Origin of the sequence: Psychrobacter sp. GP33, from assembly GCF_014119005.1 — a bacterium.
Lineage (GTDB): Bacteria > Pseudomonadota > Gammaproteobacteria > Pseudomonadales > Moraxellaceae > Psychrobacter.
The window spans coordinates 112,454-127,198 of the sequence record NZ_JACGYX010000006.1; the positions used below are offsets into that span (position 1 = coordinate 112,454).

Annotated in this window: 15 protein-coding genes; 7 read left to right on the forward strand and 8 right to left on the reverse strand. The window is 42.1% G+C overall.

Annotated features, from left to right (window positions below; genetic code table 11):
- The first annotated feature begins 84 nt into the window (after positions 1-84).
- On the forward strand, positions 85-1,179 hold the full coding sequence (locus H2245_RS09795; protein WP_182407214.1) for an NAD(P)-dependent alcohol dehydrogenase: 1,095 nt from the start codon (positions 85-87) through the stop codon (positions 1,177-1,179).
- Between the two features lie 102 nt (positions 1,180-1,281).
- Here H2245_RS09795 and H2245_RS09800 read toward each other — a convergent pair whose 3' ends face one another.
- Positions 1,282-1,803, reverse strand: coding sequence for an RNA pyrophosphohydrolase (locus H2245_RS09800; RefSeq protein ID WP_182407215.1), 522 nt, complete (start codon positions 1,801-1,803; stop codon positions 1,282-1,284).
- 472 nt (positions 1,804-2,275) lie between these two features.
- Between H2245_RS09800 and H2245_RS09805 the strand changes: the two genes are divergently transcribed.
- Positions 2,276-2,695, forward strand: a complete 420-nt coding sequence (locus H2245_RS09805) for an OsmC family protein (RefSeq protein ID WP_182407216.1) — start codon at positions 2,276-2,278, stop codon at positions 2,693-2,695.
- Between the two features lie 26 nt (positions 2,696-2,721).
- Entirely contained in the window at positions 2,722-3,147 is a 426-nt protein-coding gene (locus H2245_RS09810) for an MAPEG family protein (protein ID WP_182407217.1), read from the forward strand.
- Between the two features lie 59 nt (positions 3,148-3,206).
- Here the strand turns inward: H2245_RS09810 and H2245_RS09815 are convergent, their stop codons facing one another.
- The 7 genes from H2245_RS09815 to H2245_RS09845 form a co-directional block, all read right to left on the reverse strand.
- Positions 3,207-4,229 (reverse strand): tRNA-dihydrouridine synthase, encoded by a 1,023-nt coding sequence (locus H2245_RS09815; protein WP_182407264.1) that lies wholly within the window; start codon positions 4,227-4,229, stop codon positions 3,207-3,209.
- A gap of 4 nt (positions 4,230-4,233) precedes the next feature.
- Entirely contained in the window at positions 4,234-5,730 is a 1,497-nt protein-coding gene (locus H2245_RS09820) for a UvrD-helicase domain-containing protein (protein ID WP_182407218.1), read from the reverse strand.
- Between the two features lie 159 nt (positions 5,731-5,889).
- Positions 5,890-6,636: a twin-arginine translocase subunit TatC gene (tatC, locus tag H2245_RS09825; RefSeq protein WP_404944676.1), complete on the reverse strand. Its 747-nt coding sequence runs from the start codon at positions 6,634-6,636 to the stop codon at positions 5,890-5,892.
- 140 nt (positions 6,637-6,776) lie between these two features.
- On the reverse strand, positions 6,777-7,496 hold the full coding sequence (tatB, locus tag H2245_RS09830; protein WP_182407220.1) for a Sec-independent protein translocase protein TatB: 720 nt from the start codon (positions 7,494-7,496) through the stop codon (positions 6,777-6,779).
- Between the two features lie 97 nt (positions 7,497-7,593).
- Entirely contained in the window at positions 7,594-7,866 is a 273-nt protein-coding gene (tatA, locus tag H2245_RS09835) for a Sec-independent protein translocase subunit TatA (protein ID WP_182407221.1), read from the reverse strand.
- 225 nt (positions 7,867-8,091) lie between these two features.
- The gene (gene hisI / locus H2245_RS09840) at positions 8,092-8,979 is read right to left on the reverse strand and encodes a phosphoribosyl-AMP cyclohydrolase (RefSeq protein ID WP_182407222.1); all 888 of its coding nucleotides are present in this window, start codon (positions 8,977-8,979) and stop codon (positions 8,092-8,094) included.
- 99 nt (positions 8,980-9,078) lie between these two features.
- Entirely contained in the window at positions 9,079-9,522 is a 444-nt protein-coding gene (locus tag H2245_RS09845) for a thioesterase family protein (RefSeq protein WP_259365164.1), read from the reverse strand.
- 593 nt (positions 9,523-10,115) lie between these two features.
- Between H2245_RS09845 and rpmI the strand changes: the two genes are divergently transcribed.
- The 4 genes from rpmI to pheT all read left to right on the forward strand — a co-directional run bounded on the left by rpmI (position 10,116) and on the right by pheT (position 14,714).
- Positions 10,116-10,313: a 50S ribosomal protein L35 gene (gene rpmI, locus H2245_RS09850; protein WP_182407224.1), complete on the forward strand. Its 198-nt coding sequence runs from the start codon at positions 10,116-10,118 to the stop codon at positions 10,311-10,313.
- Positions 10,314-10,448: 135 nt separating this feature from the next.
- Entirely contained in the window at positions 10,449-10,805 is a 357-nt protein-coding gene (gene rplT, locus H2245_RS09855) for a 50S ribosomal protein L20 (protein WP_011281252.1), read from the forward strand.
- Between the two features lie 387 nt (positions 10,806-11,192).
- On the forward strand, positions 11,193-12,248 hold the full coding sequence (gene pheS, locus H2245_RS09860; RefSeq protein WP_182407225.1) for a phenylalanine--tRNA ligase subunit alpha: 1,056 nt from the start codon (positions 11,193-11,195) through the stop codon (positions 12,246-12,248).
- Positions 12,249-12,302: 54 nt separating this feature from the next.
- On the forward strand, positions 12,303-14,714 hold the full coding sequence (gene pheT / locus H2245_RS09865) for a phenylalanine--tRNA ligase subunit beta (protein ID WP_182407226.1): 2,412 nt from the start codon (positions 12,303-12,305) through the stop codon (positions 14,712-14,714).
- Positions 14,715-14,745 lie beyond the last annotated feature (31 nt).

Here is a 14,745-nt window from a genome sequence, read left to right on the forward strand (position 1 = left end):
ATACACTCAATGAGTAGGGCATCAAAACCTACGATTAATATCTAATGCGATTTAAGTTAATGCTGATCATACAAGGATTGTGACATGAACATGATGAAATCACTGATATTTATTGAGCCGGGTAAAATTGAGATTGTAGATAAAAGAATTCCCGATGTAGGGCCAAATGATGCGCTATTAAAAATCACGACTACCACTATTTGTGGCACGGATATTCATATTTATAAAGGGGAATACCCTGTTGCCAAAGGATTAACGATAGGTCATGAGCCAGTAGGCATTATTGAAAAACTAGGCTCAGCGGTACAAGGCTATCAAGAAGGACAACGCGTTATCGCTGGTGCAATTTGTCCCAGCTTTAGCTCGTATGCTTGTCAAGACGGCTTCCCCTCACAAGATGGCGGCTACATTCAGCCAGATGGCAGTTGCACGTGTCATGGCTATAAAGCCACGGGCGGTTGGCGCTTTGGTAACATCATTGATGGCACGCAAGCAGAATACGTTCTAGTACCCGATGCTCAGGCTAACCTTGCGCCTGTACCTGACGGTCTAACCGATGAACAAGTGCTCATGTGTCCCGACATTATGTCTACTGGCTTTAAAGGGGCGGAAAATGCCAATATTAAAATCGGTGATATCGTTGCCGTATTCGCGCAAGGTCCAATTGGCTTATGTGCTACTGCGGGAGCAAGACTTAAAGGTGCTTCGACCATTATTGCGATTGACGGCAATAATAGTCGCTTAGCCATGGCAAAAAAAATGGGCGCAGATATTACTTTTAATTTTAACGAAGTAGATGTGGTTGACGAAGTGTTAAAACTCACTGGTGGTCGCGGTGTTGATAGCAGTATCGAAGCATTGGGTCTAAAAACTACCTTTGAGCAGGCACTTAAAGTGCTAAAGCCCGGTGGAACGCTGTCTAGCCTTGGGGTCTATTCTGAAGATTTGACCATTCCCATGGCATATTTTGCTTCTGGTCTTGGTGACCATACGATTCGTACGGCGCTATGCCCCGGTGGTAAAGAACGTATGCGCCGTTTAATGAATGTCATTGAAACGGGCCGTGTCGATTTATCAGAAATGGTCACTCATACCTATGCTTTAGACGACATTGTCGAGGCATATGATTTATTTATGCATCAGCGCGATGGGGTGTTAAAAATCGCTATTAAGCCCTAGTCATTACTAGATCGCTACTATATCACCGACGTAAAAGTTAACCATAAAAAAGCCTGTATCGCTTAAATACAGGCTTTTTGCATTGTAAAATAAAACATAAAATTAGAACTGAATTAAATGATTATTCTGTTCTGGGATAATCAGGTCTTGCTTGAGTGGCAGCTCGCGCGCCAACTCTTGTAACGCCCTCTGATATACTCCACGTTTAAAGTGAATCACTTGACCGAGTGGGTACCAATAACTTACCCATTGCCAGTGGTCGAACTCAGGCTTACCCGAATCAAAGCGGATATGCTGAGTGTTTGGCTCATCTAAGCGCAGCAAAAACCATTTCTGTTTTTGCCCAATACATAAGGGATGCTGTCCGTGACGCACATAACGCTTCGGTAGGCGATAACGCAACCAATCTTGCGTAACAGCCAATAGCTCCACATGACGCGGATATAACCCAACCTCCTCCCAGAGCTCGCGATACATCGCATCCATTGGCGTCTCCCCACGGTCGATTCCACCCTGAGGAAACTGCCAAGCGTTGTGACCAAGACGTTTTGCCCACAGTACCTGTCCTTGTGTATTTGCCAAAATGATGCCGACATTGGCACGAAAGCCGTCTGCATCTATCATGACTAAACCTTTCAAATTGTCTAAAACCGCTTATTTTTCATAAAGTACTTATATACAAGTCATCGTTATTGTGTAGCGATGGATATTAGGCGACTAGTATCAATAATTTATCAAAATAAGATTCATTGCCATTATTAAACCAAGAAAATGACAAAATGTGTAACAGTATTTTGCTATAAAATGTTTCACGAATTTAATCTTTAATAATCAATGGCTTAGATTTATCAATTAACAGACAATTTAAGAAAAAATAGTCAGTGCATATGCACAACTTTTTAGAAAAGATAAATACCAGAAAAGACAAGTTAGACTAGTGTATTTTGGCACAATATTCAGCGCTATAATCAACACTATTATTAGTGACACTTGCTCTATAAAATCGAGTTTTCGCTTGTGCTACACTAGCGGCGTGAGATACTTTAAAATTGATAACAATGTATTAATAACCCAATAAAAATAAGGACAGAGCATTATGGCTGAATCAAAAGCAAGCGTTACTTGGCAAGAAAACCGCGCCTTTATGGGTGTTGCCCCATCAGGACATGAAGTACAGATTGATGCGGACAAAGAAAAAGGTGCAAGCCCTATGGAGCTGATTTTGCTTGGGCTTGGTGGCTGTGCCAGTTATGATGTGGTGGCGATTTTACAAAAATCACGCCAAGCAGTGGTAGGCGTACGTTGTGAGCTGACTGCTCAGCGTGCTGAAACGGTGCCAGCTGTTTATACTGATATTCACCTGCACTTTATCGTAACCGGTCAAGATATTAAAGACAGCCAAGTCGAAAAAGCGATTAAACTGTCGGCAGAAAAATACTGCTCAGCCAGTCGTATGCTGGCAAATGGTGGCGTCAATGTGACTCATGATTATGAAATTATCGAAGAAGCTGTCTAAACCTAAGGCTGGGAGCATAAATACTGATGAATGCATTATTTGGCATGATACCGGATACGGCAGCCGCTGCGATTTGGGCGATGGTGGTGGCAAGCCTACTACCACTGACCATGGCAATGGCAGCAAAAATGCTGGGCGGATTTAGTTTAAAAGATAATGCCCATCCGCGTGATTTTTTGCAGAATACGATAGGGGCAGCAGCGCGTGCCAATGCGGCTCAGAAAAACAGCTATGAGACTTTGCCCGTATTTCTGGTTGCGGTATTGGTGGCGATGCTATTCTTTGTGCCACAAGCCATTGTTAATAAGCTGGCGTGGCTTTATGTGATTATCCGTATGGGCTATTGCGTCGCTTATATTACCAATTTAGCAATGTTTCGCTCCATTCTTTGGGTCTTATCCATCGCTTGTAGTTTGATGTTGTTTTATTTGGCGATTCGCATTAGCGCTTAAAGTTGTTATTACCATAAAAACACTAATGCTATACTTACGATAAAAGCGACTATGGATGTTTAATGCGTACTATTTTTCAGCGCATGAATGATTGTCGCTTTATCTTTTTCACGTTTAATATCTTGCCACAATGCTTGGGCTTCACTATAGCCTTTAGTCAGCATTGCCAGCCACTGTTTATAGCGTCCGATGAGGACGATATCATTTTTCGCTTCGCCATGTAAAAAGTCAATTTGATGCGGTATCAGCGCTTGCCAAGATAAAACGCTATCCGTGTTATCAGCATCATTATTCTTTTCAGAATGGTTGGTGTCAATGCGCGTAACCAAATCTGGACGTGTTACCGCACCGCGACCAAGCATCAAATGTGATGTTCCCGACTGCTGCATACAAGATTGGGCTTGCTCAGCTGTCCAAATCTCACCATTGGCAATAACGGGAATAGTTAACGTATTAAAGCTTTGGATTTTATCCCAATAAGCGGGCGGTTTATAACCTTGCGTTTTAGTACGGGCATGAATGGTCAGCCAATCGGCACCACTATCGGCAATGGCAGCACGAATATCATCCATTTTCGAGGTATCGGTATAACCCAGACGAATTTTTGCCGATACTGGAATATGAGCAGGAACCGACTGACGGACTGCGCTGATAATCTCGTATAGCACCGCAGGCTCGTCTAATAAAACTGAGCCACCACGATGATTGTTCACCGACTTAGCAGGGCAACCAAAGTTAATATCAATGGCGGGCGCACCAAGCTCGCAGGCATACGCGGCATTTTCTGCCATCAGCTTCGCGTCGCTGCCGAGTAGCTGAATATGAATCGGTGTGCCGCAGGCTGTTTTGGCATCATGGTGCAACTCAGGCACATATCTATAAAAAACGTGAGCCGGTAGCAGGTGCTGAGTAACGCGAATAAACTCACTTACCGACCAATCATAAGGGCGACCCAAATCATGGGCAATTTGTGTGAGTATTTGACGCATTAATGGGTCGCTTAAGCCTTCCATAGGAGCAAGTAGGCGAACAGGATTGGCAAAAAATTGTTGTACTGCGGCGATAGGTTGCCGGTTATTCATTATACTAGCTGCCATAAATTACCTTTTTCCCTGCCTGTAATCCTGATATCAAGGGTTGAATATTGGCAATATCTAAGTTTACCTGAGCTCGTGTACAGGCTACGTATAACAAGCGCAACTCTTCAGGGCTGATTTTAATACCATTGGTGGTCACATCATAATAAAAATCATCATCCAACTGCACCCGACCCCATTCAAGACCTTTTGCTTTGTGCGCGGTTGAAATAACATAATCAGCATTTTCAATACTGGTTAAGCTGTTTACCGCTTTGCTCAACACATTAGTGCCATGGTCATCAACCAATTTAACCAGTGTTTTTAAATCGCTACCTTCATTGGTTTCCGCATATTCTTGTACATCTGCCCAATTATAAAAATACGCCAGTTCTGGCACGCCATAAGCCGATTTACCATGCTTTAAATTCTCCGCTGCTTGACAAAATTTAAGCATCCGCTCAGTATCCGCTTGCAAGGCAACGCGATGTCCTAGCTTGAGCCCTGTTAATAACTGCGACATTGCCGCAGCATTAGTACGGCAAAGAATGGCATCTTTTTTACTATGTACCAATCCTTTATTGGTAGACGAGTGCTTAGCAGGATTGCCAATTAATGGTACATCTTCTTGTAGCGCCTTCAATAACGTGTTGGCAATCTCAGCAATTGGTTCGCCAAAACGAAAGGACTGAGTTAATAAGGTTTGCGGCAGCGGCAATTTTTTCATAGCATTGACAGCGCCTCGCCATTCATAAATCTGCTGATGGGCGTCGCCAACATAAATCACTTGCTTGGACTGCTGAGTTAAAATGCCCATCATTAAGGGGTCGGCGTCCTGCGCTTCATCGAACAGGATAAAATCTGCTGGAATACTGGGTTTCGATAATGCCCACAGTTTAAGATAAATATCATGACCAATACCTGCGGGATGACGCGCATCAATTGATTGTAGCCAGCGCTGCTCAACGGCAGGATAGAGCATCTCGCGTAGTTGTTCGGCATCAGCAGCGTCCAGCCATTTTGGAAATTCGATATGTCTTGGCGCAGGATAACTGGCGTGCGTGCTACAAAAATGACTGACCGCATCACTGACAAAGCGCGCTAGTCTGGCTGGCGTTAGCGTAATATATTTATTGACCCCGTCCATTTGTCGGCGAACTTGCACTGGTTGTAGACCTAAATCATCGCCCAGACGCTTAGGCGAAAAGCGAGGTAGTGATAATTTTGCCGTGATATCACGCGGGACGTGGCGATAAGCCAACGAGTGGAAGGTTCGGCAGTCCACATGACCGGGGAATTTTTGCCGCGCATCGTTGGCAATGGCTTTGTTAAATGCCAAATACAAACCGCGCCCGCGCAGTCGCTCACCGATAAGCTTTAAGGTTGTGGTTTTACCCGCACCGGCATAGGCGACTACTTTAAACGACTCACGATCCATCGCCATATTCAGTGCCGAGAGCTGCTCATCCGTGGGATGGCTCATATAAGCGGGCATAGATGCAGACATAAAAAGCTACCTAAAATACAAAGACAAGATAATAAAGTTTCGGGGGTAAAAAAAGCCACTGCATAGACAATGGCTGAAAGACGAAGAATAGTTATAAATATAAAGAATATTGATTAATGGTAAGCATAAGACATTGTGCTGGTATTTATCTCTAAATAATTAATTATCTGACGTTTTAATATCAGAGACTAAAGTAGTTTTTGGCTCTTCTTTAATCAATAATTGTGCAAATAATAACCCCAACTCAAACAATAACCACATCGGAATTGCCAACATCAACATCGACACGCCATCGGGCGGTGTCACTATAGCAGCAACCCCAAAACAACCCACAATAATATAGCGGCGTTTGTCCTTGAGACTCTGAATGGAGACAAGACCGACCAATATCAAGAGCAAGGTCACTACAGGAATCTCAAAAGTCAGCCCAAAGACCATAAATAATTTTAACGCAAAGCTTAAATAACTGTCGATATCGGTCATGGGAACGACGTTTTGCGGGGCAAACATAATAAAGAACTTTAGCACCCCTTTTAGAACAATAAAGTAGGCAAATGCGACACCGGCATAAAATAAAAATATTGAAGATAATAGCACTGGAATGGCAATTTTCTTTTCTTTTTTATATAGACCTGGGGCAACAAATGACCAAATTTGATACAAAATATAAGGCATCGCAGCAAAAGCAGCGACAAATATGGTCAGGCGAATGGGTGCCATAAAATTTGAGGTGATGTCTGTCGCAATCATAGTTGAATTAACAGGCAGCTGTGCCACTAAAGGGTCTGACAATAAGGTATACAGTTCGCGAGAAAATCCGACTAATACCAAAAATATAATGAGAACGGCGACGCATATTTTTATCAAGTGCGTGCGCAATTCAATCAAGTGCTCAGTAATAGGCATATCAGCCAGTGTGTTTAACCCCTCATCCGACTGACTGTGGCTATCTTTTGACACAGTGCTTTTTGATGCAGGTTCTTTTGATACTTCGGTTTCTGAATCGGCTATTTTTTCTAGGCGGCTTTTACGCCGTTTGAATAACTTCATTCAGCCGCTCCTTTGATATTCATAGCAGCATTTAATAACGTATCGGCTTTATAATTTGGTAAATAGGGCGCAGAGGGTAGGCGACGAGCTTTATCATAAGCACCCAACCGAAACCACATATTCTCCCAAGGTTTGGTGACAATAGGTTGAACAACGATATTGCTGTCTTTACCTGATATTGTTGCGTTGCTATCAGTATTAGAACTGCCAGCACTATGCTTATCAGCGCTATGAGATGATTCTATAGAGTCATTTGACTGGGATTGCGGATAACTTTGGTCTTGCTCGTAAGCGTAACTGAATGCTGCTGGCACAGATGATTTTGCCACATCTTGTTTAGAGTGGTTTGCATCAATATGAGTTGGTATATGAGGGTTTGATTTTGAATCATTGCCTGATTCAGAATGAGCCTTGGTGTGTATGCTTTGATTTTGAGCGTATTCAAACTCTTTCATACTGCCACGCATTTCCGCCATCTCACGTCGCATCTCTGCTTCCGTTTGGCGAATTTTGGCAATCTCTTCTTGCATTTGCTGGCGCGTTTCTGCCAAATCAAGTTCAGCTTCTATTTCAGACTGCAAGGTTGAAACAGTACGGCGAACTTTTGCATACCACTGACCAGCGGTACGCGCCGCCTTTGGCAGTTTTTCTGGACCTAATACAATTAGGGCAATGATACCAAATAAGAGTAATTCGGAAAATCCGATATCAAACATAATGCTCAAATATAGTGATTAATATAGCGACTAGACTTTAAAGCATTGCACTTTAAAATATCGGGCTTTAAAACGTTGGACTTTAGAAAACGGTATTTTAGATTTTATGATGGTCGTCCACTGGTGCAGGACTGATTTCGATATCATCGATTCGCGTATCTGACTGCTCATTTTGTACAGGAGAGCTGGATTCGTGATCCAGAACCCGATGCTTGTGCGCATGCTCTGCTTGCTCATCTTTTACCGCTTCTTTAAAGCCTTTAACCGCGCCACCCAAATCTTTACCAGCATTTTTAAGCTTGGAGGTGCCGAACACGACAACCACAACGACCAATAAAATAAGCCAATGCGTAATGGAAAAACTGCCCATAACGGTATCCTTATAACCTAATAAAACCAGTATTTATGATAATACGTTGAATATACTTATATTATAACGCGCACTGATGACAAAAAGGTGAAAACAATTGTCATCATAAGAGACTGGTGTTTATCTGTTTATTATTGCTCTATTGCTCTATTGCTCTATTGCTCTATTGCTCTATTGCTCTATTGCTCTATTGCTCTATTGCTCTATTGCTCTATTGCTGGCGAGCTATTGTTGACGCGCTGCTTTTTCATCAATACCCGATAATCCAAAGCGTCGCCCAAGCTCGTTTAACACTGCATCGGACTCAATATCAAACCATGCCAACCCAACTAGAGTGTGGAACCAGACGTCTGCCACTTCATAAATCAGCTCATCACGTGCCGCATCATATTGAGCTTTAGCTGTATTTTCATCACAGCTGGCAAAGTCTTTAGCGGCAATAATACTTTCTGTCGCTTCCTCACCGACTTTTTCTAGTATTTTATTGAGACCTTTTGCATATAGACTGGCGACATAAGAGCTGTCCGCATCGGCTTGTTTACGTTCCGCTAATACTTTATCCAGCTGTTGTAAAATTGGCTGGTTAATATGATGATTATCATTGTTTCTGTCATCAATGTTATGAGTATCTTTATTATAAGAATCATTATTAACATCAGATATTTTTGGTGTTTCACTATTACTATCAATAACAGTAACATGAGCTTTCTTGTCACTATAAATCTCAGCAGGATCTTTTAGCACCGCATCGACTGTTTGCCATACAGGCTCTGCTCCCGATATATCCAATCGTTGGTAAAAGCAAGACGCACGCCCAGTATGGCAGGCGATACCACCAATTTGGGTCACCGTTAAGACGATTACATCGGCATCACAATCGAGGCGAATATCATGGACGTGTTGGGTATGACCTGACGTTTCTCCTTTATGCCAAAGACGTTTGCGTGAGCGCGAAAAATACACAGCGGTCTGTGTTTGCGCTGTTAATTGCAGCGCCTCAGCATTCATCCATGCCATCATCAAAATACGTCCTGTCTGCTCATCTTGAGCAATTGCAGGAACCAATCCATCAGCGTTAAAAGTTACGGCAGTAAGCCAAGCAGGTAGGGTCATAATTGGTCGGTCATCTTATATGAAAGAAAATAGTAATAGAGATAGTAAGTAATAATCAATGTTTAAGTGTCATATGATATTACCTAGTATAAACCATTATTAAATCCCAAGAGATGACGGACTCAATCTTTCTTGCATACTACTATCTATGGTGGTGACTTTATTTAGACGATAGTCATAATTAATAATATGCTTACGAGCTTTTGCCACCACTGAGCCGTCATGCATGCGTGATACTTTAATAGCAATATTACCCCCTTTTTCAGAGAGTTGCTCAATACCCACTTCAAATAAAAGTTCTTCCCGAACTCGAACTCTACTGATAAATTCTAACTGCAAATTATCCACCATTAAACCTTGATAACCTGCGTTAACATTTTGTATACCTCTAGAATATAAAAAGCGGGCGCGCACCTCTTCTAATAATACCGCCAACGCTTCAAGTGTTAAGTATTGTCCACCACTAGTTTCTATATTGCGCACGCGCATAACTGTTTCAAAAACAAATATTTTGTTATTGAAAATTAATCCTTGATCTGACAACGTCATCTCCTAATTTATATTTATATAATGACTCAGATATAGTAATAACTACTAATAAAGCCAGCTCAAGGGCTGGCAATACCATGATTGACTATTGATATAGTCTTTGGTCTTTATAAGTAGTGGCATATGAAGAACACTATAGAATATAGATGCGCTCATTCTGTACTTAAACATAGCACAAGGTCGCATTCAATATAATTAGGAATGAGCGGTCAAATTGCTCGACGACATTATATTATTCATTAGAAAATAACTTTCTATTAAAAAATAAAAAAGTAAAAATATTAAAATGAATGAACATAGAATAAAAAGTAATATTATTAATTTAAAGTACGTTAATTTTATTAAATGACTCGTTTTAATAATGTAATAAGTTAGATGTGAGCATGTTATTGAAGCTTACTAAGCTAGCTTATGGAGAAGGCGTTAAAGCCGTCAAAACTTTGCTTGGCAAAATAGGGTTGACTCTGTTAAAATAGCGCCTCCCACCTCAAGGCAAATAGACAGTTAGCAGTTATTTTATGATATCTTGCTTGCAGTAATGACTGTTTGACGACCAGGTTCTAACACAGATAAAGAGGCAATCACTCATGAAAGTGAAGATGAAGACTAAAAGCGGTGCCGCTAAACGCTTTAAAAGAACAGCGAATGGCTTCAAGCGTAAGCAAGCATTCAAAAGCCATATTTTGACCAAGAAATCAGCTAAGCGTATTCGCCAGTTGCGCGGTCTTAAGATGGTGGACAAGTCTGACGAAGCAGCAGTTCGTCGTATGTGCCCATACATCTAACAGTCTATCGTCATTTAAGTTTAATTAAGGTTTACTTAATTAAAAATATCTGACTTTGCAATTTGACAGCGATGTTTAAGTATTAACAACATCGTTACTCGTTTAACAATGATTAAAGAAATCTTGGAGTAATTTATGGCCCGTGTAAAACGTGGTGTACAGGCGAATCGTCGTCACAAAAAAATCTTAAAACGTGCTAAAGGCTACTACGGTGCCCGTTCACGTGTTTACCGTGTAGCGGTACAGGCAGTAACCAAAGCTGGTCAATATGCATATCGTGACCGTCGCAACAAAAAACGTACTTTCCGTCGTCTTTGGATTGCACGTATTAATGCTGGTGCACGCTTGAACGGCTTAAGCTATAGCCGCTTTATCAATGGTATGAAAAAAGCCAACATCGCTATCGACCGTCGCGTATTGGCTGACATCGCTATGCATGATGCAGCGACTTTCACAGCATTGGTTGAAAAAGCAAAAGCGGAATTGGCATAAATAGTCAGCTTGTTTGAATGCTTTATTGGCTTAAAAAAAGAAGTATTTAATCAATAAGTTTACTAATCATTAATAGCAGCTATATTAATAAAAGCTACCGCAGGTCGGTGGCTTTTTTTATGTGTTTTATCTTGCTAAGCTATACCTAGCTTTAATTATATATTGTCTAAATATTTAAGTTATTCAGTGGTCTGATTTTTATCACCAATAAACTTATATAATTAGTAATTTTTATAATATTGTTATACACCTAACAATGTTATAAAAATGGAAATGATATTACCATTATAAAATTAATATTCGTTATAAATATACTTCCAATAATTTGGAATATTTAGTCAACTCCTTATCCTTAATCGTTTGTTTAAATCAGGAATGAAACGTCTTATGACCACCCCTGCTGTTACTAACGAGTTGTCGGCGCTACCGACTTTATCTTCTGAGCTGAGTGAGGTTCAGGAGGCACAATTGACTGAGCTTGCCAGTGCGGCAGAAGCGATGATTGCTCAGGTAACGGATGTGAGTGCATTACAAGCCTTACGCGTTCAGTTAACGGGTAAAAAAAGTTTGCTCACCGGATGGTCAAAGCAGCTGGGAAAACTCAGTAGCGATGACAAAAAAACTTATGGTGGCTGGTTACATCAGGTTCGTAGTCGCATTCAAGATGCGTTGACTGAGCAGCAACAGCAATTAGAAATTACGGCGTTAAATGCCAAGCTTGACGCTGAGCGTATTGATATTACTTTACCAGCGCGCGGTGGTCAAAAAGGTCATTTGCATCCAGTGACGATGATTACCCAGCGTATGCAGCAGTTTTTTGTGCAAGCAGGATTTAATGTGGCAACCGGTCCTGAAGTAGAAAGCGATTATTATAACTTTGAGGCGCTAAATATCCCGTCACATCACCCAGCGCGTGCCATGCATGACACGTTCTATTTTGATGCCCATTATTTATTGCGTACTCACACCAGTCCGGTACAGATTCGCACGATGGAAAAAAGTGTGCCCCCGATTCGTATTATCTGTCCGGGTCGCGTTTATCGCTGCGACTCTGACCAAACCCATTCACCGATGTTTCATCAGCTAGAAGGATTGATGGTTACTGAGTCAAGTACCTTTGCTGAGCTAAAAGGTTTAATTAGCGAATTTTTGCAGGCATTTTTTGGTAAAGAGCTGACGGTTCGTTTTCGTCCATCATTTTTTCCCTTCACCGAGCCATCTGCGGAAGTGGATATCTTAGCTGATAATGGCAAATGGTTGGAAGTTATGGGTTGTGGTATGGTACATCCGCAAGTATTAACCAACTGCGGCATTGATGCCGACAAATATACTGGTTTTGCTTTTGGGATGGGGATTGAGCGTTTTGCCATGTTGTATTACGGTATTGATGATTTGCGTTTGTTTTTCCAAAACGATGTACGCTTTTTAAAGCAATTTGGCTAGATTTTCGTTATTAATACGTCTACCTTTACTTCAAAATTTTGATTCGAGATATTTATGAAAATTAGCGAACAGTGGCTACGTCAATGGGTGAACCCTAATAATAGCAGTGAGCAATTAGCCGAACAACTGACCATGGCGGGTCTAGAAATTGACGATCGTTATACGGTCGCGCGTGCGTTTAGTGGCGTAGTAGTGGGCGAAGTGCTTAGCGTCATTCCGCACCCTGATGCTGATAAATTACGTGTCACTCAAGTAAATATCGGTACAGGCGAACCGTTACAAATCGTTTGCGGCGCGCCCAACGTTTGTGTTGGTATGAAAGCACCGGTAGCAACTGTAGGTGCGGTATTACCAAGTGCTGACGCAAAAGGTTTTGAAATTAAAAACGGCAATCTACGCGGCGTAGCCTCTAACGGTATGCTATGCGGAGCGTCTGAGATTGATTTAACCGATAGTATAGATGGCCTGCTCGAACTACCAGCTGATGCACCGATTGGTATGGACATTCGCGAGTATTTGGGACTGGATAATCAGATATTTGATATCTCAATCACGCCCAATCGTGGCGATTGCTTCAGTGTGCGCGGCATTGTCCGTGAGATATCAGTCATTAACGGTTTGCCGATTGAAACGCCTGCCATTAAAATGACTGACTTGGCAGCTGGTGCGCACTTAGACACGACTCCTACCGTGACGGTCAAGGCGACAGAGGCATGTCCACGCTATTTATTACAAGTTATTAATAACATTGATCGCAGTAAAGTAACGCCAAAATGGATGCTGGATGCGCTGCTGCATTCAGGATTACGCACCCATAACTTTTTAGTCGATGTGACCAACTATGTGTTGATGGAGCTTGGTCAGCCGCTGCATGCTTTTGATGCCGATACGATTGTCGGTGATATCGTTGTCCGTTTAGCGCAACCAAAAGAAAGTGTTACTTTGCTTAATGAACAAACCATCAGTCTCACAGGTGATGAGTTAGTGATCGCTGATGACAAAGGTATATTGGCATTGGCTGGTATTATGGGCGGACAGCGCGGTAGCGTAACTGATAGCACGACTAATATTGTATTAGAAAGTGCCTTTTTTAATCCATTAGCCATTGCTGCGCGTGCGCGTCGTTTTGGTCTTCATACCGATGCGTCACAACGTTTTGAGCGCGGTGTCGATTTTGAATTACCAGCGTTGGCACTGGCGCGTGCTACTGATTTGATTACCAGTATCAGCGGTGGTCAAGCTGGGCAAGTGGTTGTCACTGAAACCCTTGAGCAGTTACCAGCACGTGCGCCCATTACCTTACCGATTACAAAAGTGCGTGATGTGCTCGGTATTGATATTGAGCCTGCTACCATGGTGCGCATTCTAACCCAATTAGGCTTTGTGGTTGAGCAAACAGGAACGACGCTTATTTGTACGCCGCCATCGTATCGCTTTGATATGAATATTAAAGAAGATTTGATTGAAGAAATTGCTCGTATTTATGGTTATGACAATATTCCGAGTATCTTGCCACATTTGCAAGTGAGCATGGATTATGACGATACTGCCGACTTAACCTATGAGATGAAACTGGCGATGGTTGATGCTGGTTACATGGAGGCGATTAGCTTTAGCTTTAGCGATGCAAAACTTGAGACGCTGCTTGATGATAAAGCGTTAGGTGAAGTGTTGGCACTTGCCAATCCGATATCCAGTGATTTGGCAGTGATGCGCCGTACTTTATTATCAAGTTTATTGCCTTGTGTGCAATATAACTTAAACCGTCAGCAGTCACGGGTACGCTTTTTTGAGACTGGTCTCAGCTTTATAGGTCATAGCATTAGCGAGCTGGTACAAACACCAAGTATTGCATTGATTGCAGTGGGTAATATTTGGGATGAGCAAGCCTATCAAAATCGAGCCATAGATTTTTATGACCTCAAACATGATATTGAACAGTTACTGCCGGCATTAATAGATTCTGCTCGTATTCGTTATGAACGTAGTGAGCTTAGTTTCTTACACCCGGGTCAAAGCGCTAAACTATATATCGACGATCAGTATATCGGCTGGCTTGGACAACTGCACCCTAATACGGCAAAACAACTTGATTTGCCTGCAACATGGGTGGCGCAACTGGACTTAGCACCGCTACTCACCCTAGCGCGTGAGCAATACGCCATTGCCACACCTAGTAAGTTCCCACAAGTACGCCGTGATATCGCTATATTGGTCGATAGTGAAATTAATGTGCAAACCTTACAAGCTACCATACGCGCGGCAGCTGGTGACTTACTCACAGACTTATGGCTGTTTGACGTCTATCAAGGTGACAATGTTCCAGCTGGTCAACGCTCATTAGCATTTGCCCTGATTTGGCAAGACAGTAACCAAACCTTATCTGATGAGACTGTAAAAACCGTTACTGATAATGTCATTCAGGCATTAACCGAGCAACATCATGCCCAGCTACGCGACCATTGATATATTATTTGTTCATGATGTTTATAGAGTT

Excerpts from the sequence above, each read along its gene's own strand:
- H2245_RS09800 (WP_182407215.1), bottom strand. The coding sequence starts at position 1,803 with ATGATAGATGCAGACGGCTTTCGTGCCAATGTCGGCATCATTTTGGCA.
- pheT (WP_182407226.1), top strand. The coding sequence starts at position 12,303 with ATGAAAATTAGCGAACAGTGGCTACGTCAATGGGTGAACCCTAATAAT.
- rpmI (WP_182407224.1), top strand. The coding sequence starts at position 10,116 with ATGAAAGTGAAGATGAAGACTAAAAGCGGTGCCGCTAAACGCTTTAAA.
- H2245_RS09820 (WP_182407218.1), bottom strand. The coding sequence starts at position 5,730 with ATGTCTGCATCTATGCCCGCTTATATGAGCCATCCCACGGATGAGCAG.
- tatB (WP_182407220.1), bottom strand. The coding sequence starts at position 7,496 with ATGTTTGATATCGGATTTTCCGAATTACTCTTATTTGGTATCATTGCC.
- pheS (WP_182407225.1), top strand. The coding sequence starts at position 11,193 with ATGACCACCCCTGCTGTTACTAACGAGTTGTCGGCGCTACCGACTTTA.
- tatC (WP_404944676.1), bottom strand. The coding sequence starts at position 6,636 with ATGCCTATTACTGAGCACTTGATTGAATTGCGCACGCACTTGATAAAA.
- H2245_RS09795 (WP_182407214.1), top strand. The coding sequence starts at position 85 with ATGAACATGATGAAATCACTGATATTTATTGAGCCGGGTAAAATTGAG.
- H2245_RS09815 (WP_182407264.1), bottom strand. The coding sequence starts at position 4,229 with ATGAATAACCGGCAACCTATCGCCGCAGTACAACAATTTTTTGCCAAT.
- tatA (WP_182407221.1), bottom strand. The coding sequence starts at position 7,866 with ATGGGCAGTTTTTCCATTACGCATTGGCTTATTTTATTGGTCGTTGTG.
- H2245_RS09805 (WP_182407216.1), top strand. The coding sequence starts at position 2,276 with ATGGCTGAATCAAAAGCAAGCGTTACTTGGCAAGAAAACCGCGCCTTT.
- H2245_RS09810 (WP_182407217.1), top strand. The coding sequence starts at position 2,722 with ATGAATGCATTATTTGGCATGATACCGGATACGGCAGCCGCTGCGATT.
- hisI (WP_182407222.1), bottom strand. The coding sequence starts at position 8,979 with ATGACCCTACCTGCTTGGCTTACTGCCGTAACTTTTAACGCTGATGGA.
- rplT (WP_011281252.1), top strand. The coding sequence starts at position 10,449 with ATGGCCCGTGTAAAACGTGGTGTACAGGCGAATCGTCGTCACAAAAAA.